A 26,390-nucleotide genomic window follows, 5' to 3' on the forward strand; every position below is an offset into this window, starting at 1 on the left:
GTGGAGTGGCGAACGTGGGGCTGCGGACGCAGAGGTGGATGGGGGCGTGGGATACCTGGGCTTGGGAGTGGCGGATGTGAGGTGGCGGATGCAGAGGTGGGGGGGAGCCAGGCCATCAAGGCAGCGGCTGATCTTCAGCGCCGCCCCAAGGCCGCCCCCACGGCCTTCCGAGGCTCGCCCCCAGAGCCTTCCCGAGGCCATCCCCAGGGCCTTCCCGAGGCCACCCCCTTGGGGCCTCGGAGGCCGATCGCCGGAGGAATCCTTCTCCGGCGACGGCTCGCTACCCGTCCGGTTGCCAGGCCCTTACCCCGAGAAGCCCTCCTTGGGCATTTCCAGGTCTGCCTTGGCCAGTTCCTCCACGTTCACATCCTTGAACGTGACCACTCGCACGTTCTTGACGAACCGCGCCGGCCGATACATGTCCCACACCCAGGCGTCCTGCATCTTCACGTCGAAGAAGACGTCGCCGTTCTCAGCGGTACGGACGTCGAGATCGACCGAGTTGGTCAGATAGAAGCGCCGCTCAGTCTCCACCACATACGTGAACAAACCGACGACATCGCGGTATTCGCGGTAAAGCTGCAGCTCCATCTCGGTTTCGTACTTTTCGAGATCCTCTGCGCTCATCGCGGTCCTCCTGTCGTACCGGTCCCCCGGTTCGCCTGCTCAGGCAACCCCGGCCCCCATTTCATTTTCACCCATCCCCCTCGCCACCGTGACGAAGGAGTAACGGTGATCAGGACACGGGCCGTGCGTTTCCAGCGCCAGCCGGTGTCCTGGAGTGACATACCCCTTGTGTTCGGCGAAGCCGTAGTGCGGGTAGCGCCCGTCCAGCGTGACCATGAGCCGGTCTCGGGTCACCTTGGCCACGATCGACGCGGCCGCCACGCACGCGGCCACCTGGTCCCCCTTCCACACGGCCAGTGACGGCGCCGGCAACCCCGGGACCGGGAAGCCGTCCGTCAGGATGTACTCCGGGTCACAGGGCAACTGTGCGACAGCCCGCCGCATTCCTGAAACATTGCTCTTGTGAAGACCTTTGGCATCGATCTCCCCCGGCGGGATGATCACTATGCCGACATGGGCGACGCGCGAGATCTCCTCGTACAGGCGTTCGCGCACCATCGGGGTCAGCAACTTGGAGTCGCCCAGGCCGTCGATCTGCTTGCGCAGGATGACGGCCGCGACCACCAGCGGCCCCGCGCACGCGCCGCGACCGGCCTCATCCACGCCCGCGATGGGGGTGAGGCCGCGCCGGGCCAGCGCCCGCTCGTAGGCATAGAGTCCGGAATCGCGCCGGACGACGCTCGGTCGAGGGCGGAACGCAACTGTCATGACACAGGCAGCGTACGCCCCATTCGCCGCAAACCGCGACCGGAAGACGGGCTTACTTGACCTTGTCGAAAATGTCGGGCTGGGAGAAGAGGTAGCCGCGCGACAGCGGCCAGTAGCGCACCACGGCCTTGCCGACGACCGCGTCCTCCGAGATGAAGCCCCCTCCGGGCTCCTCCATGTGGGACCGGGAGTCGGCCGAGGCGCTGCGGTGGTCGCCCATCAGCCAGAGCTTCCCAGCGGGCACTGTGACGTCGAACTTATCGCCGGAAGCGTAATCGTCCGGGTAGAGGTAGGACTGCTCGTCCAGCGGCGTACCGTTGACCGAAAGGCGCTTCTGCTTGTCGCAGCACACCACCTTGTCGCCGCCGACCCCGATGACCCGCTTGATGGTGTCCTCACCGTTCCAGCCCTTGAAGACCACGATGTCACCGCGCTCGGGCTTACCCGCGAGCTTGTTGACGAACACCCGGTCGTCGATCTGCAGAGTGTTCTCCATCGACTCGGACGGGATGTAGAACGAGCCGATCACGAACGCCTGAAGCAGCAGCGCGATGCCGACGCCCATGACGAGCAGCAGGACGGTTTCGCGGAAACCGCCCTTCTTCTTCTCTTTGCCCACACCCTCCGCCTTCTCGGTGTTGGCCATCAACGCCTCTTCCGCAGACGCCGACGAACCAGCACCAAGGGTACGGCCATCCCGAACCCGGCGACCAGCGGCACCGATCCGCCGAGCGCCAGAGCGGCAGGCTGTGCGACCGAGCCGCCGGACGCCTGGGCGGCGGGCTTCGCGGCGGAGTCGCCGAGTGCCTGGAGACCGGGCTGGGCGAACGTTTCGGGGATGTCGATCGAGGTGAACCGGTTGAACGGCCACACGATCACGAAGGCCCGCCCGATGACCTGGCCTTCAGGGATGGAGCCGCCACCCGGATCGCCGGTGTGCGAGCGCGAGTCGAGCGACACCGACCGGTGGTCGCCCATGACCCACAGCCGCCCCTGCGGCACCGTGATGTCGAAGAACCGGTCGGAGGGCACGTCACCGGGGTAGAGATAGCTCTCCTCGTCGATGGGCGTGCCGTTGACCGTGATGCGACCCTTGGAGTCGCAACACTTGACGTGGTCGCCCCCGACGCCGATGACCCGCTTGATGTAGTCCTTCTCGCCGGGCACGATGCCGAACGCCGTGCCGACCCACCGGAAAAACGCCACGAACGCGTTGGACGGCTCCTCCATCTGGAACTCGCCGTCCCAGGAGTCGACGCCGGAGAAGACCACGACGTCGCCGCGCTCGATGTCGCGGGTGTGGTAGACGAGCTTGTTGACCAGAACCCTGTCGTTCGTGAGCAGAGTGTTCTCCATCGACTCCGATGGAATGTAGAACGCCTGGACCACAAATGTCTTGATGATCAGGGCCAGCACAAGGGCTACGACGATGAGGACGGGCAGTTCTTTCCAGAACGACCCCTTCTTCTCTTTTTTATCGCCCTTGGCCGGCTTCTGAGTCTCTTCCGCGACCACGTCCACCTCGTCCTCGACAGGGCGGCGCGCGGCGCCGTGCTCCTGGCTTTCGCTAGTCATCGCTGACGAGCCTAGATGATGCGTCGGCTCGACAAGCCTCGACCGACGTTACACCGTGCACGAGTCGCTCCACATAAAGGAAACGGCCCCGTAAAGCCGAATGGCCCGCGCGATGCGCGGGCCGTCGGAAGAACACCGCTTACTTGGCGGCCGTCGTCTCGCGCTTCTCGCGAATGCGGGCGGCCTTGCCGCGCAGGTCACGCATGTAGTAGAGCTTGGCCCTGCGCACGTCGCCGCGGGTCACGAGCACGATCTTCTCGATGACCGGGCTGTGCACGGGGAAGGTACGCTCGACGCCGACGCCGTAGCTGACCTTGCGGACCGTGAAGGTCTCGCGGGCGCCGCTGCCCTGACGGCGCAGCACGAAGCCCTTGAAGACCTGGATACGGGAGCGGTTTCCTTCGACGACTCGAACGTGAACCTCGAGCGTGTCACCGGGGCGGAAATCCGGCACGTCGCTGCGCAGGGTCGACTTCTCGAGCTCCTGGATCTTCGTGTGCATGAGAGCAGTCCTCAAGTCCTCGCGAGCACGCGGAGGTCCACCCGGCCGTGGCTCGCGGCGGACGCGCTTGCTGATTTGATGAACCCGGGACTGTCTCCCGGGCATGACGGACCAACCGGGTGACGGTTGGCAGCGATTCAGTTTGCCATATCTTCCGGCTGAAGGCGAAACGAGAGCTCCTCCAGGAGCTTTCTGTCGTGCTTGTCCAGCGTCGCGGGGTCAAGCGCCGCCGCCAGTTCCGGCCGATTCCGTACGGTACGCCGGATCGCCTCATCCCGACGCCAGCGGGCGACATTTCCGTGATGTCCGGACAGCAGCACGGCCGGTACCTCGTGCTCCCGCCACACGGGCGGCTTGGTGTAGACCGGCCCCTCGACCAGGTTCCGCATCGAGCCGGGCGCGAAGGAGTCGTCCACGGCCGACTGCGCGTTGCCGAGCACCCCCGGCAGCAGCCTGCCGATGGCCTCCACCATGACCAGCACCGCCACCTCGCCGCCGGCCAGCACATAGTCGCCGATGCTGACCTCGTCCACCCGCATCCGCGCGGAGTACTCGGCCATGACCCGGGAATCGATGCCCTCGTAGCGCCCGCACGCGAACAACAACCACGGCTCATCGGCCAGTTCCTGCGCGAGCTCCTGGCTGAACGGCCGCCCACTCGGCGTCGGCACGATCATCCGCGGAAAGCCGCCATCCGAGGCCCCGCCGTCCGAGGCCCCGCCATCCGAGGCCCCGCCATCCGAGGCCCCGTCGCCCGAAGCGCCGTCGCCCGAAGCGCCGCCCCCCGAAGAGTCGTCGCTCAAAAGGCCGCCATCCGCAAGGTCACCGGAAGCACCGTCCCCCGGAGCACCGTCCCCCGGAGCATCGTCCCCGGACAGGCCGATCACCGCGTCGATGGCCTCGCCCCACACCTCGGGCTTCATCACCATGCCGGGCCCGCCGCCATAGGGCGTGTCGTCCACGGTCCTGTGCACGTCCCGCGCCCAGTCACGCAGCTGATGCACCCGAACATCGAGCGTCCCGCGCTCCCGAGCCTTCCCGATCAACGACACGTCCAGCGGCGCGAAGTACTCGGGAAAGATCGAGACGATGTCGAGCCGCATCACAACAACCCTTCAGGAGGATCGACGACCAGCCGCCCCGCCTCCAGGTCGACCTCCGGCACCAGCGTCCTGACGAACGGGATGAGCGCGTCCTCCTGGCCCTTCCTGCGGACCACGAGGAGGTCCTGTCCATGGTGGAGCACCTCCTCCACCTGTCCGACCGGCTCGCCGGAGACCGTCTGCACCGCCAGCCCGATGAGCTGGTGGTCGTGGAACTCGTCGGGATCGTCGGACGGCGCGATGTCGGCCGAGTCGATGACCAGCATGGTGCCGCGCAGTTCCTCGGCCGCGTCGCGGTCGGCGATGCCCTCGAACGACAGCAGCAGCGCGCCCTTGTGCCACCGGCGGCCGGCGACCACGAGCGGTCCCCGGTCAGCGGGGTCGGTCGCGATCGGCTTGCCGGTGACGAAGCGCAGCTCGGGATCGTCGGTGCGCACTTCCACGGTCACGTCACCGCGTACCCCGTGCGGACGGCCTATCCGGCCGACGACCAGCTGCACGTGAACCTGCTTTCTTCTGCTTTCAACGCGGAGCGCCCCCACCGGAACGAAGCCGATGAGGGCGCGCAAACCTGACGCTAACGGACCGCTTCGTGCAGATCGAGCAGATCGACCCGTACGTACTTCCCGTCGGACAGGGCGTTCACGACTGTGCGCAGCGCCTTGGCGGTGCGCCCGCCGCGTCCGATGACCTTGCCCAGGTCCTCGGGGTGCACCCGGACCTCCAGGACGCGCCCGCTGCGGATGCGGCGTGCGCGGACCCGGACATCGTCGGGATGTTCGACGATGCCCTTAACGAGGTGCTCGAGAGCCTCCTCGAGCACCTCAGGCCTCTCCCTCGGACGGGGTCTCGGCGGAAGCCGCGGGGGCCGCGGGGGCCTCAGCCGCCTCGTCCTTCTTCTTGCTCTTCTTCGGCGTGGTGGCGGCCGTGCTGCCGGTGTCGCCACCGGACACCGTCTCCTTCGCCGCGGCCTCGTAGAGGGCGTGGCGGTCGGGAGCGGGCTCGGCGACCTTGAGAGGCTCGGGGGCGGGCTCGCCCTTGAACTTCTGCCAGTCACCGGTGAGCTTGAGCAGCTTGAGCACCGGCTCGGTCGGCTGCGCGCCGACACCCAGCCAGTAAGCCGCGCGCTCGGCGTTGACCTCGATGCGCGAAGGGTTCTGCTTCGGGTGGTACAGGCCGATCTCTTCGATCGCCCGGCCGTCACGCTTGGTGCGGCTGTCGGCGACGACGATGCGGTACTGAGCGTTGCGGATCATGCCGAGCCGCTTGAGCTTGATCTTGACTGCCACGGGTGTGGTCTCTCCTGCATTCGAGCGTGGGTGAACGGCATCTCGCCGAGTGGGGCACGACGGGACGACGTTCCAGGGACAGGCGTGTCCGGCGGGAGATGAGAGGGCACCCGCATGGACACGGTGTTCCAACATGCCATTGTGCCAGATCGACGGCAGTGCCCACGACCCATCACCACAGCGGACCGCAAAGGTCCGGCAAGGGCTGAGCGCCTCCCGAAGCACAGGTCCAAGCCCGGTACCGCGCAACGCGCACTGCCACGCACGCACCGTGCGGCACCGCACGCGCGGCGAGCCCGACGTGACCCATCGACCCACCGACGCACAGACCCGAGGGGCCAGTGCCGCACCTCGCACCACCGCGAGTCCGGCACGGCTCACCGGCGCGTACAGGGACGAGGGAGGCTCTACTTCTGTCCGGGAAAGCGCAGTTTGGACGGGTCGAACCCGGGCGGCAGCTCGATCCCCGGCGGCAGCTTGCCACCGAGGTTGCCCAGCGCGCCACCCCCCTGCTTCGGCTGCGGCTCCGCCGCGCCCGGTTCGGCGGCGGACTTGCCCAGCGCCGCCTTGCGCGGGTCACCGCTGACCCGCCGCCCCTTCTTCGCCTTCTTCTGCGCCTTGCTGGACTTGCCCCGGCCCCCCGGCATGCCGGGAATGCCCATGCCGCCCGCCATCTTCTTCATCATCTTCTGCGCGTCGAAGAAGCGGGTGACCAGGCTGCTCACGGCGCTCACCGAGACGCCGGAGCCGGCGGCGATGCGCGCCCGCCGGGAGCCGTTGATGATCTTCGGGTCCTGGCGCTCGGCCGGGGTCATCGAGCGGATGATGGCCGCGATGCGGTCGAGGTCGCGGTCGTCGATGGAGTTGATCTGGTCGCGCATCTGCCCCATGCCGGGCATCATGCCGAGCAGGTTCTTGATCGGCCCCATCTTCTGGACCATCTGCATCTGCTCGAGGAAGTCCTCGAGCGTGAAGTTCTCGCCCGACGTGAGCTTGCCCGCCATCTTGGCGGCCTGGTCCTCGTCGAACGTCTTCTGGGCCTGCTCGATCAGGGTGAGGATGTCACCCATGTCGAGGATGCGGGAGGCCATGCGGTCGGGGTGGAAGGCGTCGAAGTCTTCCAGCTTCTCGCCCGTGGAGGCGAACATGATCGGCCGGCCGGTGATGTGCCGGACCGAGAGCGCCGCACCGCCGCGGGCGTCGCCGTCGAGCTTGGTGAGCACGACGCCGTCGAAGCCGACGCCCTCCATGAACGCCTGCGCCGTCGTGACGGCGTCCTGGCCGATCATGGCGTCGACCACGAACAGGACCTCGTCGGGCGAGACCGCGTCGCGGATGTCGGCGGCCTGCTTCATCATCTCCTGGTCGATGCCCAGGCGGCCGGCGGTGTCGATGATGACGATGTCGTGGTTGAGCCGCCTGGCCTCGTCGATCGAGGAGCGGGCCACCCCGACCGGGTCGCCCACTCCGCTGCCGGGCTCGGGCGCGTAGACCGCGACCTGGGCGCGCTCGCCCACCACCTGGAGCTGCTGGACGGCGTTGGGCCGCTGCAGGTCGGCGGCGACGAGCATGGGCGCGTGGCCCTGCTCGCGCAGCCACCTGGCCAGCTTGCCCGCCAGGGTCGTCTTGCCCGCGCCCTGCAGACCCGCCAGCATGACGACGGTCGGGGGCGTCTTGGCGAATTGGAGCCTGCGCGTCTCGCCGCCGAGGATCCCGATCAGCTCGTCATTGACAATCTTGACGACCTGCTGCGCCGGATTGAGCGCCTGGGAGACCTCGGAACCGCGGGCGCGCTCCTTGACTTGGGCGACGAACGCCTTGACCACCGGCAGCGCGACATCGGCCTCCAGCAGGGCGATGCGGATCTCGCGGGTGGTGGCGTCGATGTCGGCATCGGACAGCCGCCCCTTGGCTCGAAGGGAGGAGAAGACCGAAGTCAGCCGGTCGGAAAGCGTCTCGAACACGTGGTTGGCCAGTCCTCGAAGCGAATGTACGTCTAAGACTCCAGACTATCCGCTCCGCTAGCCGCTCCAGCCTGGCACGGCCATCCGAACCGTCAGCGCATGCTCGACGAGCTGGATCAGGACGGTTTTCACCGCGTCCTTGGAACGGGCGTCCAGCCGCACCATCGGGATGTGCGGCGACAGGGTGAGCGCGTCACGTACCTCGGAGTCGCTGTGCGGGTAGGAGCCGTCCCACCCGTTGATGCCGACCACGAACGGGAGCTGCGCCTCCTCGAAGTAGTCGATCGCCGGGAAGCTGTCGGCCAGGCGGCGGGTGTCGACCAGCACGACCGCGCCGATCGCGCCTTTCACCAGGTCGTCCCACATGAACCAGAACCGGTGCTGTCCGGGGGTGCCGAACAGGTACAGGATCAGGTCGCGGTCCAGCGACAGGCGGCCGAAGTCCATCGCGACGGTCGTGGTCGACTTCAGCGGCGTCATGCCCAGGTCGTCGATGCCGGCGGAGGCGTCCGTCATGACGGCCTCCGTGGTCAACGGCATGATTTCCGACACCGCGCCGACGAACGTCGTCTTGCCCACCCCGAACCCGCCGGCGACCACGATCTTGGCCGAGGTCAGGCCGGGGTTAGAGCCTGCGTAGTCCACTGAGCACCCTTTCCAGCAGGTTGACATCCGGTCTACCTGCATCGAGCTGCGGCTGATGCACCCGAACCAGGCCCTCCGCCGCCATGTCCGCGATCAGAACACGCACCACGCCGAGCGGGATCCGCAGCAGCGCCGACACCTCGGCCACGGATCTGACCTGCAGGCACAGCTGGCTGATCGCTTTGTACTCGGGCGTGATGTGCGAGAACTCCCGGTGTTCGGCCGTCGCCGAGGACACCAGAGCCTCCATCGCCAGCTTGACCTTGGGCGCGGTCCGCCCGCCCGTCACGGCGTAGGGCCGTACCGGCGAGGCGGGGTCAGACCTGGGCGGCGGGGGCGGCGGCTCCCAGCCGCCGCTGTTCCACGAATTCGACACCTACATCACCTGGACTGGCTGGCGCGCAGTTCGGCGCGCACAGCCGGAGTCAGCACCTGACCGGCGCGATCGACCATCAGCGTCATCTGATACGCCACCAAACCCATGTCGCAATCCGGCGCCGCCAGCACCGCCAGACACGAACCATCACTGATCGACATGATCAGCATCAACCCACGCTGCATCTCCACGATCGTCTGATTGACCGCACCACCCTCAAAAACCCGGGCAGCACCCTGCGTCAACGAGATCAATCCCGACGCGATCGCGGCCAACTGATCAGCCCGATCCACCGGAAAACCCGCCGACGCCGCCAACGGCAACCCATCAGACGACACCACCACCGCGTGCGCGACCCCCGGCACCGTACTGACGAAGTCGGTGATTAACCAGTCCACTCCGCGTGCCCCGTGGCTCAGGTCGTTCATACCCTCTCCTTCGTCAGTCGCATGAACGTCAACAGTCGGCTTTGTTCAAGTGGCCGCCGGCTCATGCGCCCTCATCCCTACTATCACTTCTGGAGCCGGACCCGTAGGCCCTGCCCTCGCTGATGTCGTCACGCGCCGCCCTGAAGCCCTGCTGGAAGCTGGACAGGCGGCTGCGTACCCGGTCGGGCGAGACGGCCGCGATGGGCGCCACGCCCTTCGGCGCCGACACGGTCTCGGCCGAGCCGGGCACCAGGTTGGCCTTGGGCACCCGCTTGGGCAGGCCCGCCGCCGTGGCGCCGTCACGTACCGGCTCGCGTGCGGCCTCCGCCGCGGTCCAGCCCGCGTCGGCCCCGGCCGAGCTCCACGTGCCGTTGGCCTCGGCCGCTCCGTGGTCGAACCAGGCCGACTCCACCGAGGCGAAGATCGGCAGGTACTCGTCCCCGGCGGAGGCCGGCTGGACGGCGGGCATGGGGCCCGTCGCGGCGGACTCGGTCTCGGGGAAGCTGTTGAACTGGCTCGGCGCGGGCGGCGCGGGGGTCCGCATCCAGGGGCGGGTCTCGTCGGGCAGGACGCCGCGCTGCGGCAGCCCGTTCTCCCGCTGAGGAAGGTCCCGCTGCGGGAGGTCCCGCTGAGGTAGTCCGTTGCCTCGCTGGGCGCTTCCGGGCTCGCGCTGGGGCAGCCCGCTGTCGCCGGTCATGGGTCCGCGCGAGGTCACCCACACGTCGTTGGAGGAGTCGGCGGAGTTGGCCGACATCCAGCCGCCGGCCTCGGCGGGGAAGGGCTGTCCCGACGACGGCCACGCGCTGCCCTGCGGAACGGGCTCCGACGGGTAGGACGGATAGGACGGGTGCGCGGGGCCCGGATAGGACGGGTGTCCCGGACCGAGCTGGTACGACGAGGAGGGCCACGATCCGGTCCCGGTCGGCTGCGGGGTGTGGAAGGCCTCCTCGCGGGAGGGGCCCGCGGCGGCGGGGGTCGGGGCGGGCGTGCCGAGCAGCGACTCGGGGATGAGCACCATGGCGGTCAGGCCGCCGGAGCCGTGCGGGCGCAACTGCACCCGGATGCCGTGCCGGTGCGCCAGCCTGGCGACCACGAACAGGCCCATGCGGCGCGAGACGGAGACGTCGACCATTGGCGCGTCGATCAGGCGGTCGTTGGCCTGGGCGAGCTCCTCGCCGGTCATGCCGATACCGGAGTCGCTGATGGACAACATGATGCCGCCGCCGTCGATCCGGCTGCCGGAGACCGGGACGCGGGTCTCGCGCGGGGAGAACGACAGGGCGTTCTCGATCAGCTCGGCGAGCAGGTGGATGATGTCGTTGACGGCCTGGCCGGCGATGGAGACGCCTTCCGGCACCTCCAGCACCACGCGTTCGTAGTTCTCGACCTCCGACAACGAGGCGCGGGCGACGTCCACGAGCTTGACCGGCTGGCTCCACCGGCGCGGCGGCTCCTGACCGGCCAGAACCAGCAGGTTCTCACTGTTGCGCCGCATGCGGGTGGCCAGGTGATCCAGCTTGAACAGGTTCCCCAGCCGCTGCTCGTCCTGCTCGCCCTGCTCCAGCCCGTCGATCAGGGTGATCTGCCGCTCCACCAGCGTCTGGCTGCGCCGCGACAGGTTCACGAACATCGCGTTGACGTTGCTGCGGAGCTTGGACTCCTCACCGGCCAGGCGGACGGCCTCGCGGTGCACCTCGTCGAAGGCCCGCGCGACTTCACCGATCTCGTCCTTGGAGTCGATCTCGATGGGCGGAACCCTGAGCTGGTCGGGGTTCACGTCGGTGCTTCTGAGCTGGCGCACCAGGTCGGGCAGCGTGTGGCCGGCGATCTTCAGGGCGTCGCCGCGCAGGCGGCGCAGCGGCCGTACGAGCGAGCCGGCCATCAGAGCGGTGATCGCGAGCACCAGTACCAGCAGCAGGACCACGATGCCGATGTTGATCGCGGCCAGTTGCCTGTCGCCGCTGGCCACGTCGGCACTGCGGGTGGAGACCTGTTCCGACAACGACTTCTGCACCGTGTGGATCCGGTCCACGGTGTCGGAGATGGAGTCGAACCAGTTGTCGACGTCCTTGACGGTGGAGTTGTCGAGGCGGCGCAGGGACTGGCCGTTGTTGTTGAGCAGCACGGCGCGGCTGATGTAGAACTCGGCGCGGCCGACCTTCTGGCTGGCCACCGTGTTGTCGAAGTTCTGGCGCTGCGCCGCCGTGGCCACCGCGGTGAACGAGGTGCGCTCGCTCTCCCGGCGGGAGCGGGCGTCGAGGAAGGCGGTGAACTCCGGCTGTTCGAAGGAGCCGCGTACCAGCGCGATCGTCAGCAGTGCCCGCTGCTTGGAGGCCTGCTCCTCCGCACGGGCGGTGGCGCGCAGCGCGCCGGCCGTGGCGGTGAGCTGCTCGTCGGTGGAGCCCTGGCCGACCTCGTCGTAGAGCAGCAACATGTCGGCGATGGTCTCGGAGTACTTCTCCACCGTCGGCAGTGGCGGCAGTTGCTGCTTCATGACCGTGTCGCGCAGCGAGGCGATCTGACCGAGCCGGACCTCGATCCGGTCCAGGGTCCTGCGGCCCAGGTCGGACAGCGACGTCTCGGTGGTCTTGGCCAGCTCCAGGGTGCGGTTGACGCTGGCGTCCACGATGTTCTGCTGGCTGACGAGCCGCGTCTCCTCCTCCGCGCGCTTGCCGGCGGCGACGTACCGGGCTGCCAGGTCGCGCTCGAGGCCCAGGTCACGGGAGAGCTCGCCGAGCTGCGTGACCAGCCTTCCCGCGTCGTTGATGAGCTGGTACTGCTGCGCGCTGCTGATCGAGCTGGTGACGCGCAGTGCGCCCAGAACCACGGCGATGATCGTGGGAATGGCGATGAGGGCGATGAGGCGGGTGCGCACGCGCCAGTTGCGCAGCGCGAACGAGCTGCCCGTCTTGGGCTGCGACGCCTTCGGCGACGCTCCGCCCACAGGCTGTTCCGGCACGTCCGGAGCGTTACCACGACCGGAATCGGTCGTTGTTGTCCTCACTGTGGCAACCTCTCGCCATGGCCTGCTTTAGGGGGGTCTCAGCGGCTTCGTCACACGGACGAGTGATCGCAGGCAAGTTCGAGGCCCAATTTGAGCACAAACCTCATAGTTAGGCCAACGCTTCGGGGGTTTTCAACCGTTCCAGGTCACACATTGTTCATGTCGCTAACCTCCGGACACGGAGCGCAACCAGGCTACCAATCTGGACATGGGGCACAAAATAGCAGTTATACATATATTTACCCCACAGTGGCAGACAGTTATATTTAGCAGATAAAGCTCATAATCGTGGCATAGTGCTGCCGTTCCGATCTCCCCTCCGGTACGCTTCACGCCCGGTAACTACGTGCCGATCTCCAAAAGACTTCCCCCTGGTAGGAGAACCCCCCGATGACACGCAAACTGCGCTGTCACGCCATTGTCCTCGGCGTCACAGTCGCTCTCACCCTTGCCGGATGCGGTGGATCCGGTGACACAGCGGACACGTCCGCTAACAGTAAGGGCTTGGAGAAGACCACCATCAAGGTCGGGGCGCTCCCCATTCCGGACCCGGTATCGCTCTACATCGCCAACACCAAGGGCTTCTTCAAGGAAGAGGGCCTGACGGTGGAGCCCGTCACCATCACCGGTGGCGCGGCCGCACTTCCGCAGATCGAAAGCGGTGCGCTGGACATCTCGCAGACCAACTACGTCTCGACCTTCCAGGCCGTCGGCAACGGCAAGAAGATCAAGCTGGTCGCGGACATGTACCAGGCGGGCCCGAACACCTTCAACATCATGGTCCCGAAGGACTCGCGCATCCAGACGGTGGCCGATCTCAAGGGCAAGAAGATTTTCGTCAACAACCTCAACAACGTCGCCACCCTCGCGGTGACCACGCAGTTGAAGGTGGCCGGCCTCACGGCCAAGGACGTCAACTTCCTTGAGAAGCCGTTCCCGGAGATGGGCAACGCGGTCGTCGGCGGCCAGGCGGACGCGATGTGGATCACCGAGCCGTTCATCACGGCCAACCAGAGCCAGCACGGCTTCCGCAAGCTGGCCGACACGATGACCGGCCAGACCGCTGACCTGCCCATCGCCGGCTGGATGGCCACGGAGGAGTGGGCCTCGAAGTACCCGAAGACGCTGGCCGCCTTCCAGCGCGCGATCGCCAAGGCGCAGGAGCTCGCCTCCAGCGACCGCAAGGAGATCGAGGCTCTGCTGCCGAAGTACACGAAGATCGACGCCAAGACGGCCTCGGTGATCACGCTCGGTGTCTATCCCAGTGAGCTGAGCGCCAACCGCCTGCAGAAGGTCGCCGACCTCATGGTCGAGTACGAGTACCTGAAGAGCCCGATCGACGTGAAGTCCGTCATCGCGACCGGCGCCTCGAGCGGATGACCAGTGCACGACTGCTCCGCGGCGCCGCCGGCGCCGCGGGGTTCCTTGTTCTCGCCGAACTGTTCATCCGCTTCGGCATCAGCGAGGATCTGCTGTTCCCTGCCCCATCGGCCATCCTGCTCGAAGCCGTGCGTCTGCCGACCGACTCCGAGTTCCTCACCGGCGTCGCCACGACCCTCGGAAACTGGGCGCTCGGCCTGCTCATCGCGACCGTCATAGCCGTGCCGCTGGGCGTGCTGCTCGGCGCGCTGCCGCCGGTGGAGCGCGCGATCCGGCCCCTGCTGGAGTTCATGCGCCCGATTCCCTCCGTGGCGATCATCCCGCTGGCGATCCTGCTGATCCCGGTCGATGAGCTGATGAAGGTCTCGGTCATCGTGTACGCCTCCATCTGGCCGATCCTCATCAACACCCTGTACGGCATGCACGACGTGGACCCCCTGGCCAAGGAGTCCCTGCGCAGCTTCGGCTTCGGCTCCCTCGCGGTGCTGACCAGGGTGAGCCTGCCCAGCGCCGCCCCGTTCGTCATGACCGGCGTGCGGATCGCCACCGGCATCGCGCTGGTCCTCGCGGTCAGCGCCGAACTGCTGGCCGGCGGTATGGCCGGGATCGGCGTCTACGTCAACGTGGCCGGCAGCGGCAACAGGATGGACCTCATGATGGCGGCCACCGTCTGGGCCGGCATACTCGGCGTGCTCGCGAACGTGCTCCTGCTGGCCGGCGAGCGCCGCCTGTTCCACTGGCACCGGGTGCGGACGGGGGCGGCCTGACCATGAAGGCTCTCACCAGGCTCTGGGTGGTCCCTGTCGTGCTCGTCGTCTGGGAGCTGATCGCCAGGGCACTGGCGGACACCGACTTCCCGCCGCCCACGACGATCGTCGCCCGCATGTACGAGCTGTGGTTCTCCGGCCCCGCCGGCCAGGTGTTCCTCACCGAGGACGCGATCGAGAACATCCTGCCGAGCCTCGGCCGCATGTTCGGCGGCTGGATCCTGGCCGCGCTGATCGGGATCGTGGCGGGCATGCTGCTCGGGCGCTCGCGCACGGCCACCGACTACGTGGACCCGCTGATCGAGTTCGGCCGCTCCATCCCGCCGCCGCTGCTGCTCCCGGTCTTCCTCGTGCTCCAGGCCGGCCTGGCCACCCAGTACGCCGGCCTGATCACGCAGCTGGCGACGATCGTCTTCGGCGTCGTCTGGCCGGTGTTGCTGAACACGATCGAGGGCGCCAGGGCGGTGGACCGCACGTACACGGAGACGGCCACCGTCTTCAACCTGAGCAGGCTGCAGCGCCTGCGCGTGGTCGTGCTGCCGGCCTCCTCGCCGAAGATCTTCGCCGGGCTGCGGCTGAGCCTCTCGCTGGCGCTGATCCTCATGGTGCTCACCGAGGTGATCGGTGGTTCCGATGGCATCGGCTACCAGCTCCTGCAGGCCCAGCGCAGCTTCGACGGCGCGGGGGTGTGGGCGGCGATCGCGCTGCTGGGCATCCTCGGTTATCTCGTGAACTCCCTGTTCGTGCTGGCCGAACGCCGGGTGCTCGTGTGGCACCGGCAGGCCACCCGCAATCCGTGATTTCTTCTGGAAGGACACATGCCGCATTCCGATGACCTTCTGTGGGGGGCCGTAGGAGACCTCTCCCGGTTCGCGGCCCTGCTGACCATGGCCGAGCTGGGCCTGGCCGACCATCTCGCGCACGGGCCGCTGGGCGCCGGCGAGCTGGCCGAGCGGTGCGGGGCGCACGCCCCCTCGCTGCGCCGGGTGTTGCGCGAGCTGGTCGGCATGGGCCTGATCAGGGCCGCGGGGGCCGACACCTACGACCTGACGGAGAAGGGCACGGCCCTGCGCTCGGACGCGCCCGGTTTCGTGCGCTCGTCGATCCGCATGCTCGGCGAGGAGGGCTTCTGGCACGCCATGGGCAACCTGCCCAGCACCGTGCGCGACGGCAGCTCCGCGTTCGTCAAGCGCTACGGGCACGTGTACGACTACCTCGCCGCGAACCCGGAGTCGAGCAGGCTGTTCGACGACTACATGACCGCCAGGGCCGTGCCCTTCACCGAGGGCCTGGCCAAGCGCTACACCTTCCCGCCCACCGCGACCATGGTGGACGTGGCGGGCGGCAAGGGCCACATCCTGGCCACGGTCCTGCACGCCAACCCGCACATGCGCGGCATCCTGTTCGACCTGGAGCACGTGGCCGGGCACGCCAGGCGGACCCTGGCGGAGGAGGGCCTGGCCGACCGGACGGAGGTCGTCTCCGGCGACTTCTTCACCGCGGTCCCCACCGGCGGCGACGTCTACCTGCTGGGCAGCGTCCTGCACAACTGGGACGACGCGGACGCCGTCAAGATTCTGCGCAACGTCCGCGAGGCCATGAACCCCGGCGGGCGCGTCCTGATTCTCGAAGTGGTGCTTCCCGACGGTTCGGAGGCACATCTGGGTAAGGACATCGACATGCGGATGCTGGCGATCTTCAACGGCGGCACCGAACGCAGCCGCGCCGAGTACGAGAGCGTGCTCGGCGACGCGGGACTGGCGATCGGTGAGGTCGTCGAACTGGGCGCGGGCGCGAACCTCATCGAGGCGAGACGCCGCTGACCTTCCCCCCAGCCTCCTTCACCTGATGACAGGGATCGAGAAAGGCAGTGGCATTGAAGCTGGCCAGGATCGTCGTCGCGGGTATGGCAGTGGCGCTGACGCTCAGCGCGTGTGGCAGTGAGGGAGGCGCGGGACAGCAGAGCGGCACCACGTCGTCAGGCGGGCTGGAGAAGACCCAGCTCCTGGTCGGCGTGGTGCCGGTGCCGTCCTCGGCGCCGCTGTTCATCGCCGAGCAGCGCGGCTTCTTCAAAGAAGAGGGCCTGACGGTCAAGACGGAGATCATCCAGGCGCCGCAGGCGGTCATGCCCAAGATACTCAACGGCAGCATGGACGCGTTCCTGACCAGCTACGTCTCGCTCATGGCGATCAACGACACGGGCGCGGTCAAGCTGAAGTTGTTCCAGCACAGCCAGGAGGCCGCCCCCAACGTGGCCGGCGTCGTCGTCGCCAAGGGCTCGCCGATCAGGACGGCCACCGACCTCAAGGGCAGGACCATCGCGGTCAACGTGCTCAAGGCGCTCGGCCAGACGCTGACCAACGCCCACCTGCAGGAGGCGGGGCTCAAGCCCGAGGACGCCAAGTACGTCGCCGTGCCCTTCGCCGACCAGCTCGGCGCCCTGGCCTCCGGCAAGGTGGACGCGGCCTGGCTGGTCGAGCCGTTCCTGACCGCCGCCAAGAAGAGCGGCGCGACGCAGCTCATCGACACCACCGACGGCGTCACGGCCGGGGTGCCGATCGACGGGTGGGGCGTCTCGGAGCAGTGGCTGACCAAGAACCCGAAGACGGCCGCCGCCTTCCACCGCGCGCTGGCCAAGGCCCAGCGGATCGCGGGCGAGGACCGCAAGGCCATCGATGAAGTCGTGCCGAAGTACACGCAGATCCCGGCGGACGCCGCGGCGGCGATGACGCTCGGCAAGTTCTCGATGGAGGCCGACAGGGCCAGCGTGCAGAAGCTGGCCGACCTGCTGCACGGTTACGGTTATCTCAAGGGCAAGGTGGACGTGGCGCAGCTCTTCGCGCCGCTTTCCTGATGAGAACACGCCGGCGGGGCGGGCGGCCCCGGGCGTAGGCCATCGAGATCCTCGGAGAGGCAGTGGCGATGCAACTGACCAGGATCGTAGCCGCGGGTATGGCGCTGGCGCTGACGCTCAGCGCGTGCGGAGGCACAGGAGGAGGGCAGAGCGGCAGCACCGGTGCCGCGTCCTCGGGCGGGCTGGAGAAGACCGAGCTGCTGATCGGGGTGGTGCCGGTCGCGTCGTCGGCGTCGTTGTTCATCGCCGAGAAGCGCGGCTTCTTCAAAGAAGAGGGCCTCACCGTGAAGACCGAGATCATCCAGGCGCCGACGGCGGTCATGCCGAAGATCCTCAACGGCAGCATGGACGTGTTCCTGGGGAGCTACGTCTCGTTCATGACGATCAACGACTCGGGCGCGGCCAAGCTGAAGCTGTTCCAGCACACCATGGGTGGCGCGCCCGGCTTCTGCGCGGTGGTCGTGAACAAGGACTCGCCGATCAGGACGGTCGCCGACCTCAAGGGCAGGACCGTCGCGGTCAACGTGCTCAAGACGCTCGGGCACACGGTGGTCAACGCGCACCTGCGGGAGGCCGGGCTCAAGGTGGACGACGTCAAGTTCGTCGCCGTGCCGTTCGCCGACCAGCTCGGCGCGCTGGCCTCGGGCAAGGTGGACGCGGCCTGGCTGGCCGAGCCGTTCCTGAGCGCGGCCAGGAAGGACGGCGCGCGGCAGATCGTGGACACCATCGGCGGGCCCACGGCGGGCGTGCCGATCGACGGGTGGGGCGTCACCGAGCAGTGGCTGGCCAAGAATCCGAAGACGGCCGCCGCCCTGCACCGCGCGCTCGCCAAGGGCCAGGAGATCGCCGGCGCCGATCGCAAGGCCATCGACGAGGTGGTGCCGACGTACACGCAGATTCCGGCGGACGTGGCGGCGGCCATGCGGGTCGGCGACTTCACGATGGAGGCCGACCGGCCGAGCGTGCAGCGGCTGGCCGACCTCATGCACGGCTTCGGCTTCCTGAAGGCCAGGCCGGACGTCAACCAGCTCTTCGCGTCGGTCGGCGAATGACCCGTCCTGTGCGGCTCAGCCGCGGGATGTTCCGGGGCAGATCCGGGCGTGGGGTGCTCGGCGCGGCCGGGGTCGTGCTGTTTCTCGGCGTCGCCGAGCTGGCCGGGCGGACCGGGCTGCTGCCCGGCTACCTGCCGGAGGTGTCCCACGTGCTCGCCACGGCGGCCACCCTGCCGCTGGACGCGCAGTTCAGGAGCGACGTGCTGGCCACGCTCGGCCCGTGCCTGGCCGGGCTGGCGATCGCGATCGCGATCGCCGTCCCGGCCGGGCTGCTGTTCGGGACGGTGCCGTTCATGGAGCGCTCGACCCGGCCGCTGGTGGAGTTCCTGCGGCCGATCCCCTCGGTGGCGCTGATCCCGCTGGCGGTGTTCCTGTTTCCCGAAGGGCACGACGCCAAGACGGCGCTGGTCGTCTACACCTGCTCGTGGCCGCTGCTCATCAACACGATGTACGGCCTGAGCGACGTCGATCCGCTGGCGAAGGAGACGCTGCGCAGCTTCGGGTTCGGCCCGCTGGCGGTGGTGCTGAGGGTGAGCCTGCCGAGCGCGGCGCCGTTCATCGCCACCGGGGTGCGGATCGCGGTGGCGGTCACCCTGATCGTGGCCGTGAGCGTGGAGCTGCTGGCGCCGGGCGGCGGCGGGATCGGGGCGTTTCAGTCGCTGGCCGGCAGCGCCAACCGGCTCGACCGGGTGCTGGCGGCCACGGTGTGGGCCGGGGTGATCGGGCTGGCCGCCAACGTGTTGTTCACCGCCGGTGAGCGACGGCTGTTCCGCTGGCACCACGCGCGTACGGGGGAGGCCGCGTGAACGTCCGGTGCCGCGCGCGTACGGGGGAGGTCGCGTGAACGTCGTACGGCGGGTGGCGTGGTATTGGCTGCTGCCCGTGGCGGTGCTCGCCTGGGAGTTCGTCACGCGGACCGCGCAGGCCACCTACTTCCCGCCGCCTTCGCAGATCGTGGTCCGGCTGCACGAGTTGTGGTTGTCCGGCCCGCCGTCGCGGCTCTTCCTCACCGAGGAGGCGATGGCGGACCTGCTGCCGAGCCTGGCCAGACTGTTCGCCGGATGGGCGATCGCCTGCTCGGCCGGGGTGCTGCTCGGGGTCGTGCTGGGGCGCTCGTACTGGTTGTCGGGGCTGGTGGAGCCGCTGGTGCACTTCGGCCGTTCGGTTCCGCCCGCGGCGCTGCTGCCGGTGTTCCTGGTGCTGTTCAAGGTCGGCACGGAGATGCAATTGGCCTCGATCGTGTACGGCGTCATCTGGCCCGTACTGATCAACAGCATGGACGGCGCCCGCCACGTCGATCGGCAGTACATCGAGACGGGCGCGGTCTACCGGCTGAGCTCCTGGCAGCGGCTCACCAGGATCATCCTGCCCGCCGCCGCCCCGAAGATCTTCGCCGGGCTGCGGCTGAGCGTGTCGCTGGCGCTGATCATGATGATCATCTCGGAGCTGGTGGGCAGCAGCGAGGGCATCGGGCACCGCATGCTGGAGGCGCAGAGCCAGTTCGACATCCCGGCCATGTGGGCGGCCATCGTGCTGCTCGGGTTGCTGGGGATCGGGCTCAACGCGGCGTTCTTGCGGACGGAGCGGATGATGCTGGGCTGGCACACGAGCGCCAGGACCGGCGACTCGTGACGATCAGGTGATCCGCCGCTCGTCGATGAGCGTGCGCCGTACGCACACCCCGTCCCTGAGCCACTGCCAGACCCTGCTGCGCGAGCGGCCGTCCCCGCTCAGCACGATCAGCTCGAACAGGCGCAGGTCCTGGCCCTTGAACCGCCAGGTCAGGTAGATCGTGTCGTCGTCCAGCTCCCAGAACTCGCCCTTGAGCCGCTCGGTGTCGAAACCGCACCGGCCGCCGCCGAGGTAGGTGCCGGGGAACTCGTGCACCTCCGCACGCCCGTCGTCCCAGGTGTAGCGGTTGGTCTGGTGGTAGGTGGCGTCGCCGAGGATCGCGCAGGTCATCCGGACCCGATGCCGGTCGAGCAGTTCGCCGTCGCGGCCGAGGTGCAGGTATTCACCCTCCCACTCCCCCTCGTGCCTGGCCAGCAGCGGCATGTCCGCGCGAAGTCCCATCGCGGCTCTCACTCCTTCGGGTTGTGCCACCACGGATCGGCGGCGTCGGACCGGTTGACCAGGAAGGCCCGGCGGCGCAGGAAGCGGCCGATGGAGGCCGGGCCCATGCGGGAGCCGCCGAGCCCGGACAGGCGGAAGGCATGCTTCTCGCCCTCGTGCACGAGCGCGGTCAGGCCGGCGTCGTTCACGCTGACCGCGCCGACCCGCAGGCGGGCGGCGACGGCCAGCGCCCGCTCCTCCGTGGCGGCGAAGACGGCCGCCGACAGGCCGTAGGTGGAGTCGTTGGCCAGCGCGACCGCCTCCCGCTCACCGTCCACGGCCATGACCGGCAGCACCGGGCCGAACGTCTCCTCCGTCATGACCAGCATGTCGTGATCGACCCCGGACAACACGGTGGGACGGCACCAGTGGCCGCCGCCGTGCCGTTCGATCCTGCCGCCCGTGTGCACCCGCGCGCCCCTGGCCACGGCGTCGGCGAGGTGGGCGGCGATCACATCCTCCTGGCCCGGCTTGATGATGGGACCGATCGGGCCGCCCTCGCAGGTCAGGCGCACCTGGGCGGCCTTGTCCACGAGCCGCGCGAGGAACTCGTCGTGGACCTCGCGGGCCACGTAGACGCGTTCGATGGACTGGCAGGACTGCCCGGCGTTGGCGGTGCCGCCCCACAGGACGGCCGCGGCGGCCCGGTCGAGGTCGGCCCCGGCCAGCACGATCGCCGGATCCTTGCCGCCCAGCTCCAGGAACGCCGGCACGAACGCGCGGGCCGCCGCCCGCGCCACCCGCCGGCCCGTCTCGACGCTGCCGGTGAACACCACGGCGTCCACCAGGTCCACGAGCCCGGCGCCCGTGCCGCCGTCGCCCTCGACGACCCTGAGCGGCAGCTCATCGGGGACCAGCCGCATGAGCGGCTCGATGAAGCGGGGCGTCACCTCGCTCGGCTTGACCAGCACCGCGCAGCCGGCGGCCAGCGCGGGGACGGCGTCGATGAGGCCGAGCAGGAGCGGCAGGTTCCAGGGGGTGATCATCCCGACCAGCTCGTACGGCACCGCGTCTCCCGCCACGAAGACGCCCGGCAGGGCGGCCGGCCGTTCGGCGGGCGGGGCGAGCAGGGCGGGCGCCTGGCGCACCCATCGGTCGATGAGGCCGGCCACGAGCCGGCGTTCCAGCAGCGACTCCCCCACCCTGCCGGTGTCGGCGACCAGGGCGGCGAGCAGGTCGTCGTCATCGGCCAGCGCGGCGCCGAAGCGGGACAGCGCCGCGCCGCGGTCGGCGTCCTGCCAGGCGGGGGCCATGCGGCGCAGGCCGGTGGCGACGGCGGCCAGGCGGTCCTGCGGGATCGGGGCCGACGGCCTGTCGGCCTGGCCGGTGATCGGGTTCCTCACGTTCATGCGGTGCGGCCACGGGACATGGTGCTCCTGCGATGTTCGGCGGGAGCCAATTGTGATCATGTGAGCGCCCGCGCGTCAACGCACACCTGCCGTGATCATGCGAGCACCCGCCCGCCCCAACGCGCGTGGGGATCCGCATGTCAACGCACGGCCCGGGGCCGACGCGCGTCAGCTACCCAGCCGCGTCAGCCGCCCCAGCCCGGCACGGCCATCCGTACTGTGAGCGCGTGCTCGACGAGTTGGATCAGCGCGTTCTTGACCGAGTCCTTCTTGCGGGCGTCGAGCCGCACCATCGGGATGTGCGGCGCCAGGGTGAGCGCGTCGCGCACCTCGGTGTCGCTGTGCGGATACTGGCCGTCCCACCCGTTGACCCCCACCACGAACGGAAGCTGGGCCTCTTCGAAATAGTCGATCGCGGGGAAGCTGTCGGCCAGGCGGCGCGTGTCGACCAGCACGACCGCGCCGATCGCGCCGCGTACCAGGTCGTCCCACATGAACCAGAACCGGTGCTGTCCGGGCGTGCCGAACAGGTACAGGATCAGGTCACGGTCCAGGGAGACCCGGCCGAAGTCCATCGCGACGGTCGTGGTCGACTTCAGCGGCGTCATACCCAGGTCGTCGATGCCGGCGGAGGCGTCGGTCATCACCGCCTCCGTCGTCAACGGCATGATCTCCGACACCGCGCCGACGAACGTCGTCTTGCCCACCCCGAATCCTCCAGCCACCACGATCTTCGTCGAGGTGAGTCCGGGGCTAGAGCCTGCGAAGTCCACTGAGCACCCTTTCCAGCAGATTAACGTCCGGCCTGCCGGCGTCCAGCTGTGGCTGGTGCACCCGGACCAGACCCTCGGCGGCCATGTCAGCGATCAGCACGCGTACCACGCCGAGCGGGATCCGCAGCAGGGCCGACACCTCGGCCACGGACCTGACCTGCCGGCACAGTTGACTGATCGCCTGGTACTCCGGCGTGATATGGGAGAACTCCCGCTGCTCGGCCGTCGCCGAGGACACCAGGGCCTCCATCGCCAGCTTGACCCGCGGCGCCGTCCGTCCACCTGTCACCGCGTACGGGCGGACGGGCGAAGCGGGGTCGGGATTCAGCTGCGGCTGGGGCTGGGGCTGGTCAGGAGGGGCCCAACCGCCGCTGTTCCATCTCGGGTCTGTCACGTACATCACCTGGTCTGGCTGGCGCGCAGTTCGGCGCGCACAGCCGGAGTCAGCACCTGACCGGCGCGATCGACCATCAGCGTCATCTGATACGCCACCAAACCCATGTCGCAATCCGGCGCCGCCAGCACCGCCAGACACGAACCATCACTGATCGACATGATCAGCATCAACCCACGCTGCATCTCCACGATCGTCTGATTGACCGCACCACCCTCAAAAACCCGGGCAGCACCCTGCGTCAACGAGACCAGCCCCGACGCGATCGCGGCCAACTGATCAGCCCGATCCACCGGAAAACCCGCCGACGCCGCCAACGGCAACCCATCGGACGACACCACCACCGCGTGCGCGACCCCCGGCACCGTACTGACGAAGTCGGTGATCAGCCAGTCGACCCCGCGCGCCGCGTGGCTCAGATCGTTCATGCTCCCTCCTCCCTCTCCTTGTTCTTCACCTCGGCCGAAGAGGGGGCGGACGAGGGGATGGCCCGGCCCTCGCTGATGTCGTCGCGCGCCGCACGGAAGCCCTGCTGGAAGCTGGACAGGCGGTTGCGGATCCGGTCGGGCGACACCGACGGCATCGGTGTGACGCCCTTGGGTGAGGCCGAGGTGTCCGCCGAGCCGGGCACCAGGTTGGCCTTGGGCACCCGTTTGGGCAGACCTGCCGACGTCGCGCCGTCACGTGCCGGTTCCACCACTGCCTCCGCCGCGCTCCAGCCCGCGTCCGACTTCGATGAGCCCCAGCTCGCGCCGTTGGTGTCGCGCCCGAACCAGGCGGACTCCACGGCGGCGAAGATCGGCAGGTAGTCGTCGCCGGCGGACGCGGGCGGTGCCGCCGGCATGGGGCCCGCGGCGCCGGAGTCGGACTCGGAGTAGTCGAATCCCGGACGCTGCGGCGGGTTGGTGTCGTGGCTCCAGCCGCCGGGCGGCGCCTGGGGCACGGGTCGTTTGGGCAGGCCGTTGTTCCAGGCGGGGCCGCGGGGCGGCGTCCAGACGTCGCCGCTCTCGAAGCCGCCGCGCGGTTCCGAGGGCCAGGCGGACGGGTCCGGCTGCCACGGGGGTGTGCCCGGCCAGTTGCCGCCCGCTTCGGGGTTCGACGGGAACGACGGGTGTCCCGGGCCCATCTGTCCCGGGCCCATCTGGAACGTGGGCTGCGGCCAGTCGGTGGCCGGTGGGGCGGGGTGCGGCCCCGAATACGGCTCGCTGCCGGGCCCGCCGGGCCCCGCACCCGAACCCGCGCCCGCGAAGGCGGGCGGCTGGTCACCGGGCGAGGCGGGCGGCTGGTTGCCGGGGATGGGCGGGTTTCCTGACGAAGGCGGGTTGCCGGCGAAGGCCGGATTGCCGGCGAACGGCGGGCTCTCGGCGAACGACTGGCCGCCCGTGAACGGCTGGCTCTCGGCGAACGGCTGATTGCCCGTGAAAGGCTGATTCCCAGTGAACGGCGGGCCACCCGCGAGCGACGACGGCTGGTTGCCAGAGAAAGGAGGCTGGTTGCCGGAGAAGGGAGGCTGGTTACCGGAGAAGGACGGCATTCCGGCGAAGTTCGGCGCCTGGGAGCCCAGCATGTTCTCCGGGATCAGCACCATCGCGGTCAGGCCGCCGGAGGTGTGCGGGCGTAACTGCACCCGGATGCCGTGCCGGTGCGCCAGCCTGGCCACCACGAACAGGCCCATCCGCCGCGACACCGACACGTCCACGCCGGGCGCGTCCATCAGGCGTTCGTTGGCCTGGGTCAGCTCCTCCATGGTCATGCCGATGCCGGAGTCGGTGATCGACAACATCACGCCGCCGCCGTCGATCCTGCTGCCCGACACCGTCACCCTGGTCTCGCGCGGGGAGAACGACAGGGCGTTCTCGACGACCTCGGCGAGCAGGTGGATGACGTCGTTGACGGCCTGCCCGGCCACCGACACCCCGTCCGGCACCTGGAGCACGACGCGCTCGTAGCTCTCGACCTCCGACAGTGAGGCGCGGGCCACGTCGACCAGCTTGACCGGCTGGCTCCACCGGCGTGGCGGATCCTGACCGGCCAGGACCAGCAGGTTCTCGCTGTTGCGCCGCATGCGGGTGGCCAGGTGGTCCAGTTTGAACAGGTTCCCGAGCCGCTGCTCGTCCTGCTCGCCCTGCTCCAGCCCGTCGATCAGGGTGATCTGCCGCTCCACCAGCGTCTGGCTGCGCCGCGACAGGTTCACGAACATCGCGTTGACGTTGCTGCGCAGTCGGGCCTCCTCGCCCGCCAGCCGCACGGCCTCGCGGTGCACCTCGTCGAAGGCCCGCGCCACCTCGCCGATCTCGTCGTGAGTGTCCACGCCTATCGGTACGACGGGGTTGAGCGCGCCCTCACCGCTCTCGCGCAGTTGCCGTACGGTCTCCGGTAGCCGCTGCCCGGCGATGTCGAGTGCCTCCCTGCGCAGCTTGCGCAGCGGCCTGATGAGCGAGCGGGCGATGAGCGAGATGATCGCGATCACCACGATCAGCAGGAGCAGGATGAGTCCGCCGGAGATCATCGCCGCCTGGTTGGCGGCCGCCTCCAGGCCCCTGGCGCGCAGGATGACGGAGGAGGACAGCTCCTTCTCCACGGTGCGCAGGGCGTCGATCTTGCCGGTGCTGACCTCGAACCAGGTGGCCACGTCCTGGTTGGGCTGCGGGCCGATGCTCAGCGTCTTGCCCTCGGCCGCCTGCGCCATGGCGCGCAGCCTGAACAGGTCGGTCTGGTCGATGTCCTGGCCCACGACGGTGTTGCGGTAGAGCTCCAGCTGGTCGAGGTTGGCCAGCGTGGCGAACAGCGTCTCCTCGCTCTCCTCACGCGACTTGGCGTCGGTGAGCGCGTCGAGTTCGCCGCTGTCGAAGCCCTTCTTGTCCAGGGCGCTGGCCAGGATGCCGCGCTGCTTGGAGGCCTGTTCCTTGGCGCGGGAGATGGCCGCCATGGCGCTGGCGGCGTCGGCCACCTGGTCGTCCACCGCGACCTGGCCGACCTGGTCGTGGAACTGCAGCAGCGCCGCGACGATCTGCGAGTACTTCTGGGTCATCGGCAGGGGCTGGATCTTGCCCTTGACGGCCGTCTCGCGCAGTGTCGGGATCTCCTCCAGGCGGCGCAGCACCGGGCGTACGGCGTCGGCGTGGCTGTCGCCCAGTTCGGCGGCCCGCCGTTTGGCCTCCTCGATGAGGTTGTCCACCCCGCTGTAGGTGCTGCGGAGCTCGGCCTCGCGGTCCTTGGGCCGCCCCTGGGCGATGTAGAGGGCGGTCTCGTCGCGTTCGAAGGACAGCTCGTGCGTCACGGCCCCGAGTTGCTGGCTCAGCTCGGCGACCACGCGCAGGCTCTGGTAGGTGCGGGCGTCGCTGAGCGAGGTGATGACGTTCAGCCCGCCCAGGCCCACGGCGACCGCCGTCGGCACGACGATCAGCGCGATGAGGCGCGACCGTACGTGCCAGTTGCCCAACCCGAATCTTTTCGAGGGTGTCGGTGACAGCCGTCGTTTCTGATGG

At 68.8% G+C, this 26,390-nt stretch carries 28 protein-coding genes; 8 read left to right on the forward strand and 20 right to left on the reverse strand.

Translation table 11 applies throughout. The features are described 5' to 3' along the window. Positions 1–303 precede the first annotated feature (303 nt). The 14 genes from AB0I81_RS31485 to AB0I81_RS31550 form a co-directional block, all read right to left on the reverse strand. Positions 304–627, reverse strand: a complete 324-nt coding sequence (locus tag AB0I81_RS31485; protein WP_026215037.1) for a DUF2469 domain-containing protein — start codon at positions 625–627, stop codon at positions 304–306. 39 nt (positions 628–666) lie between these two features. Further along, complete coding sequence (locus AB0I81_RS31490; protein ID WP_360663757.1) at positions 667–1,335, reverse strand: ribonuclease HII; 669 nt, start codon at positions 1,333–1,335, stop codon at positions 667–669. A gap of 52 nt (positions 1,336–1,387) precedes the next feature. Next, positions 1,388–1,981, reverse strand: coding sequence for a signal peptidase I (gene lepB / locus AB0I81_RS31495; RefSeq protein WP_360663759.1), 594 nt, complete (start codon positions 1,979–1,981; stop codon positions 1,388–1,390). Beyond that, the gene (gene lepB / locus AB0I81_RS31500) at positions 1,981–2,910 is read right to left on the reverse strand and encodes a signal peptidase I (RefSeq protein WP_360663761.1); all 930 of its coding nucleotides are present in this window, start codon (positions 2,908–2,910) and stop codon (positions 1,981–1,983) included. The genes lepB (AB0I81_RS31495) and lepB (AB0I81_RS31500) overlap by 1 nt, the downstream gene beginning before the upstream one ends. Before the next feature lie 139 nt (positions 2,911–3,049). Then, a complete protein-coding gene (gene rplS / locus AB0I81_RS31505; protein ID WP_360663763.1) occupies positions 3,050–3,412 on the reverse strand; it encodes a 50S ribosomal protein L19 in 363 nt (120 codons plus the stop codon). A gap of 137 nt (positions 3,413–3,549) precedes the next feature. Continuing rightward, positions 3,550–4,515, reverse strand: a complete 966-nt coding sequence (trmD, locus tag AB0I81_RS31510; RefSeq protein WP_360663765.1) for a tRNA (guanosine(37)-N1)-methyltransferase TrmD — start codon at positions 4,513–4,515, stop codon at positions 3,550–3,552. Further along, positions 4,515–5,015, reverse strand: coding sequence for a ribosome maturation factor RimM (gene rimM / locus AB0I81_RS31515; protein ID WP_360663767.1), 501 nt, complete (start codon positions 5,013–5,015; stop codon positions 4,515–4,517). The genes trmD and rimM overlap by 1 nt, the downstream gene beginning before the upstream one ends. 77 nt (positions 5,016–5,092) lie before the next feature. Continuing rightward, positions 5,093–5,338, reverse strand: a complete 246-nt coding sequence (locus AB0I81_RS31520; RefSeq protein WP_344879671.1) for an RNA-binding protein — start codon at positions 5,336–5,338, stop codon at positions 5,093–5,095. 1 nt (position 5,339) lies between these two features. Further along, positions 5,340–5,804 carry a 30S ribosomal protein S16 gene (rpsP, locus tag AB0I81_RS31525; RefSeq protein ID WP_360663770.1) on the reverse strand — a complete coding sequence of 155 codons (465 nt, stop codon included), beginning with the start codon at positions 5,802–5,804 and terminating at the stop codon, positions 5,340–5,342. Positions 5,805–6,211: 407 nt separating this feature from the next. Beyond that, positions 6,212–7,768: a signal recognition particle protein gene (gene ffh / locus AB0I81_RS31530; protein ID WP_360663772.1), complete on the reverse strand. Its 1,557-nt coding sequence runs from the start codon at positions 7,766–7,768 to the stop codon at positions 6,212–6,214. 57 nt (positions 7,769–7,825) lie between these two features. Continuing rightward, positions 7,826–8,386, reverse strand: coding sequence for an ATP/GTP-binding protein (locus AB0I81_RS31535; RefSeq protein WP_360664420.1), 561 nt, complete (start codon positions 8,384–8,386; stop codon positions 7,826–7,828). 7 nt (positions 8,387–8,393) lie between these two features. Then, positions 8,394–8,789, reverse strand: coding sequence for a DUF742 domain-containing protein (locus AB0I81_RS31540; RefSeq protein ID WP_360663774.1), 396 nt, complete (start codon positions 8,787–8,789; stop codon positions 8,394–8,396). Between the two features lie 5 nt (positions 8,790–8,794). Continuing rightward, on the reverse strand, positions 8,795–9,217 hold the full coding sequence (locus AB0I81_RS31545; RefSeq protein ID WP_360663776.1) for a roadblock/LC7 domain-containing protein: 423 nt from the start codon (positions 9,215–9,217) through the stop codon (positions 8,795–8,797). A 61-nt stretch (positions 9,218–9,278) separates the two neighbouring features. Then, positions 9,279–12,176: a nitrate- and nitrite sensing domain-containing protein gene (locus tag AB0I81_RS31550; RefSeq protein WP_360663778.1), complete on the reverse strand. Its 2,898-nt coding sequence runs from the start codon at positions 12,174–12,176 to the stop codon at positions 9,279–9,281. A 549-nt stretch (positions 12,177–12,725) separates the two neighbouring features. Between AB0I81_RS31550 and AB0I81_RS31555 the strand changes: the two genes are divergently transcribed. The 8 genes from AB0I81_RS31555 (at position 12,726) to AB0I81_RS31590 (ending at position 19,906) form a co-directional block, all read left to right on the forward strand. Continuing rightward, the gene (locus tag AB0I81_RS31555; RefSeq protein WP_360663780.1) at positions 12,726–13,601 is read left to right on the forward strand and encodes an ABC transporter substrate-binding protein; all 876 of its coding nucleotides are present in this window, start codon (positions 12,726–12,728) and stop codon (positions 13,599–13,601) included. Beyond that, a complete protein-coding gene (locus AB0I81_RS31560) occupies positions 13,598–14,368 on the forward strand; it encodes an ABC transporter permease (RefSeq protein WP_360663782.1) in 771 nt (256 codons plus the stop codon). Before AB0I81_RS31555 ends, AB0I81_RS31560 begins: the two co-directional genes overlap by 4 nt. A 2-nt stretch (positions 14,369–14,370) precedes the next feature. Beyond that, complete coding sequence (locus tag AB0I81_RS31565) at positions 14,371–15,168, forward strand: ABC transporter permease (RefSeq protein ID WP_360663784.1); 798 nt, start codon at positions 14,371–14,373, stop codon at positions 15,166–15,168. 18 nt (positions 15,169–15,186) lie between these two features. Continuing rightward, positions 15,187–16,191, forward strand: a complete 1,005-nt coding sequence (locus AB0I81_RS31570; RefSeq protein WP_360663785.1) for a methyltransferase — start codon at positions 15,187–15,189, stop codon at positions 16,189–16,191. A gap of 47 nt (positions 16,192–16,238) precedes the next feature. Further along, complete coding sequence (locus AB0I81_RS31575; protein WP_360663787.1) at positions 16,239–17,222, forward strand: ABC transporter substrate-binding protein; 984 nt, start codon at positions 16,239–16,241, stop codon at positions 17,220–17,222. A 68-nt stretch (positions 17,223–17,290) separates the two neighbouring features. Then, positions 17,291–18,274 (forward strand): ABC transporter substrate-binding protein, encoded by a 984-nt coding sequence (locus tag AB0I81_RS31580; RefSeq protein WP_360664423.1) that lies wholly within the window; start codon positions 17,291–17,293, stop codon positions 18,272–18,274. After that, a complete protein-coding gene (locus tag AB0I81_RS31585) occupies positions 18,271–19,080 on the forward strand; it encodes an ABC transporter permease (protein WP_360663788.1) in 810 nt (269 codons plus the stop codon). The genes AB0I81_RS31580 and AB0I81_RS31585 overlap by 4 nt, the downstream gene beginning before the upstream one ends. A 34-nt stretch (positions 19,081–19,114) precedes the next feature. Beyond that, positions 19,115–19,906: an ABC transporter permease gene (locus AB0I81_RS31590; protein ID WP_360663790.1), complete on the forward strand. Its 792-nt coding sequence runs from the start codon at positions 19,115–19,117 to the stop codon at positions 19,904–19,906. Between the two features lie 3 nt (positions 19,907–19,909). Here the strand turns inward: AB0I81_RS31590 and AB0I81_RS31595 are convergent, their stop codons facing one another. The 6 genes from AB0I81_RS31595 to AB0I81_RS31620 form a co-directional block, all read right to left on the reverse strand. Then, positions 19,910–20,347 (reverse strand): hypothetical protein, encoded by a 438-nt coding sequence (locus AB0I81_RS31595; RefSeq protein WP_360663792.1) that lies wholly within the window; start codon positions 20,345–20,347, stop codon positions 19,910–19,912. 8 nt (positions 20,348–20,355) lie between these two features. Continuing rightward, a complete protein-coding gene (locus AB0I81_RS31600; protein ID WP_360663794.1) occupies positions 20,356–21,729 on the reverse strand; it encodes an aldehyde dehydrogenase family protein in 1,374 nt (457 codons plus the stop codon). A gap of 191 nt (positions 21,730–21,920) precedes the next feature. After that, a complete protein-coding gene (locus AB0I81_RS31605; protein ID WP_360663795.1) occupies positions 21,921–22,508 on the reverse strand; it encodes an ATP/GTP-binding protein in 588 nt (195 codons plus the stop codon). Continuing rightward, positions 22,489–22,836 (reverse strand): DUF742 domain-containing protein, encoded by a 348-nt coding sequence (locus AB0I81_RS31610; RefSeq protein WP_111179488.1) that lies wholly within the window; start codon positions 22,834–22,836, stop codon positions 22,489–22,491. Before AB0I81_RS31610 ends, AB0I81_RS31605 begins: the two co-directional genes overlap by 20 nt. Positions 22,837–22,907: 71 nt before the next feature. Then, positions 22,908–23,330, reverse strand: coding sequence for a roadblock/LC7 domain-containing protein (locus tag AB0I81_RS31615; protein ID WP_360663797.1), 423 nt, complete (start codon positions 23,328–23,330; stop codon positions 22,908–22,910). Beyond that, complete coding sequence (locus AB0I81_RS31620; protein ID WP_360663799.1) at positions 23,327–26,344, reverse strand: nitrate- and nitrite sensing domain-containing protein; 3,018 nt, start codon at positions 26,342–26,344, stop codon at positions 23,327–23,329. Before AB0I81_RS31620 ends, AB0I81_RS31615 begins: the two co-directional genes overlap by 4 nt. Positions 26,345–26,390 lie beyond the last annotated feature (46 nt).

The organism is Nonomuraea sp. NPDC050404 (assembly GCF_040655495.1).
GTDB lineage: Bacteria > Actinomycetota > Actinomycetes > Streptosporangiales > Streptosporangiaceae > Nonomuraea.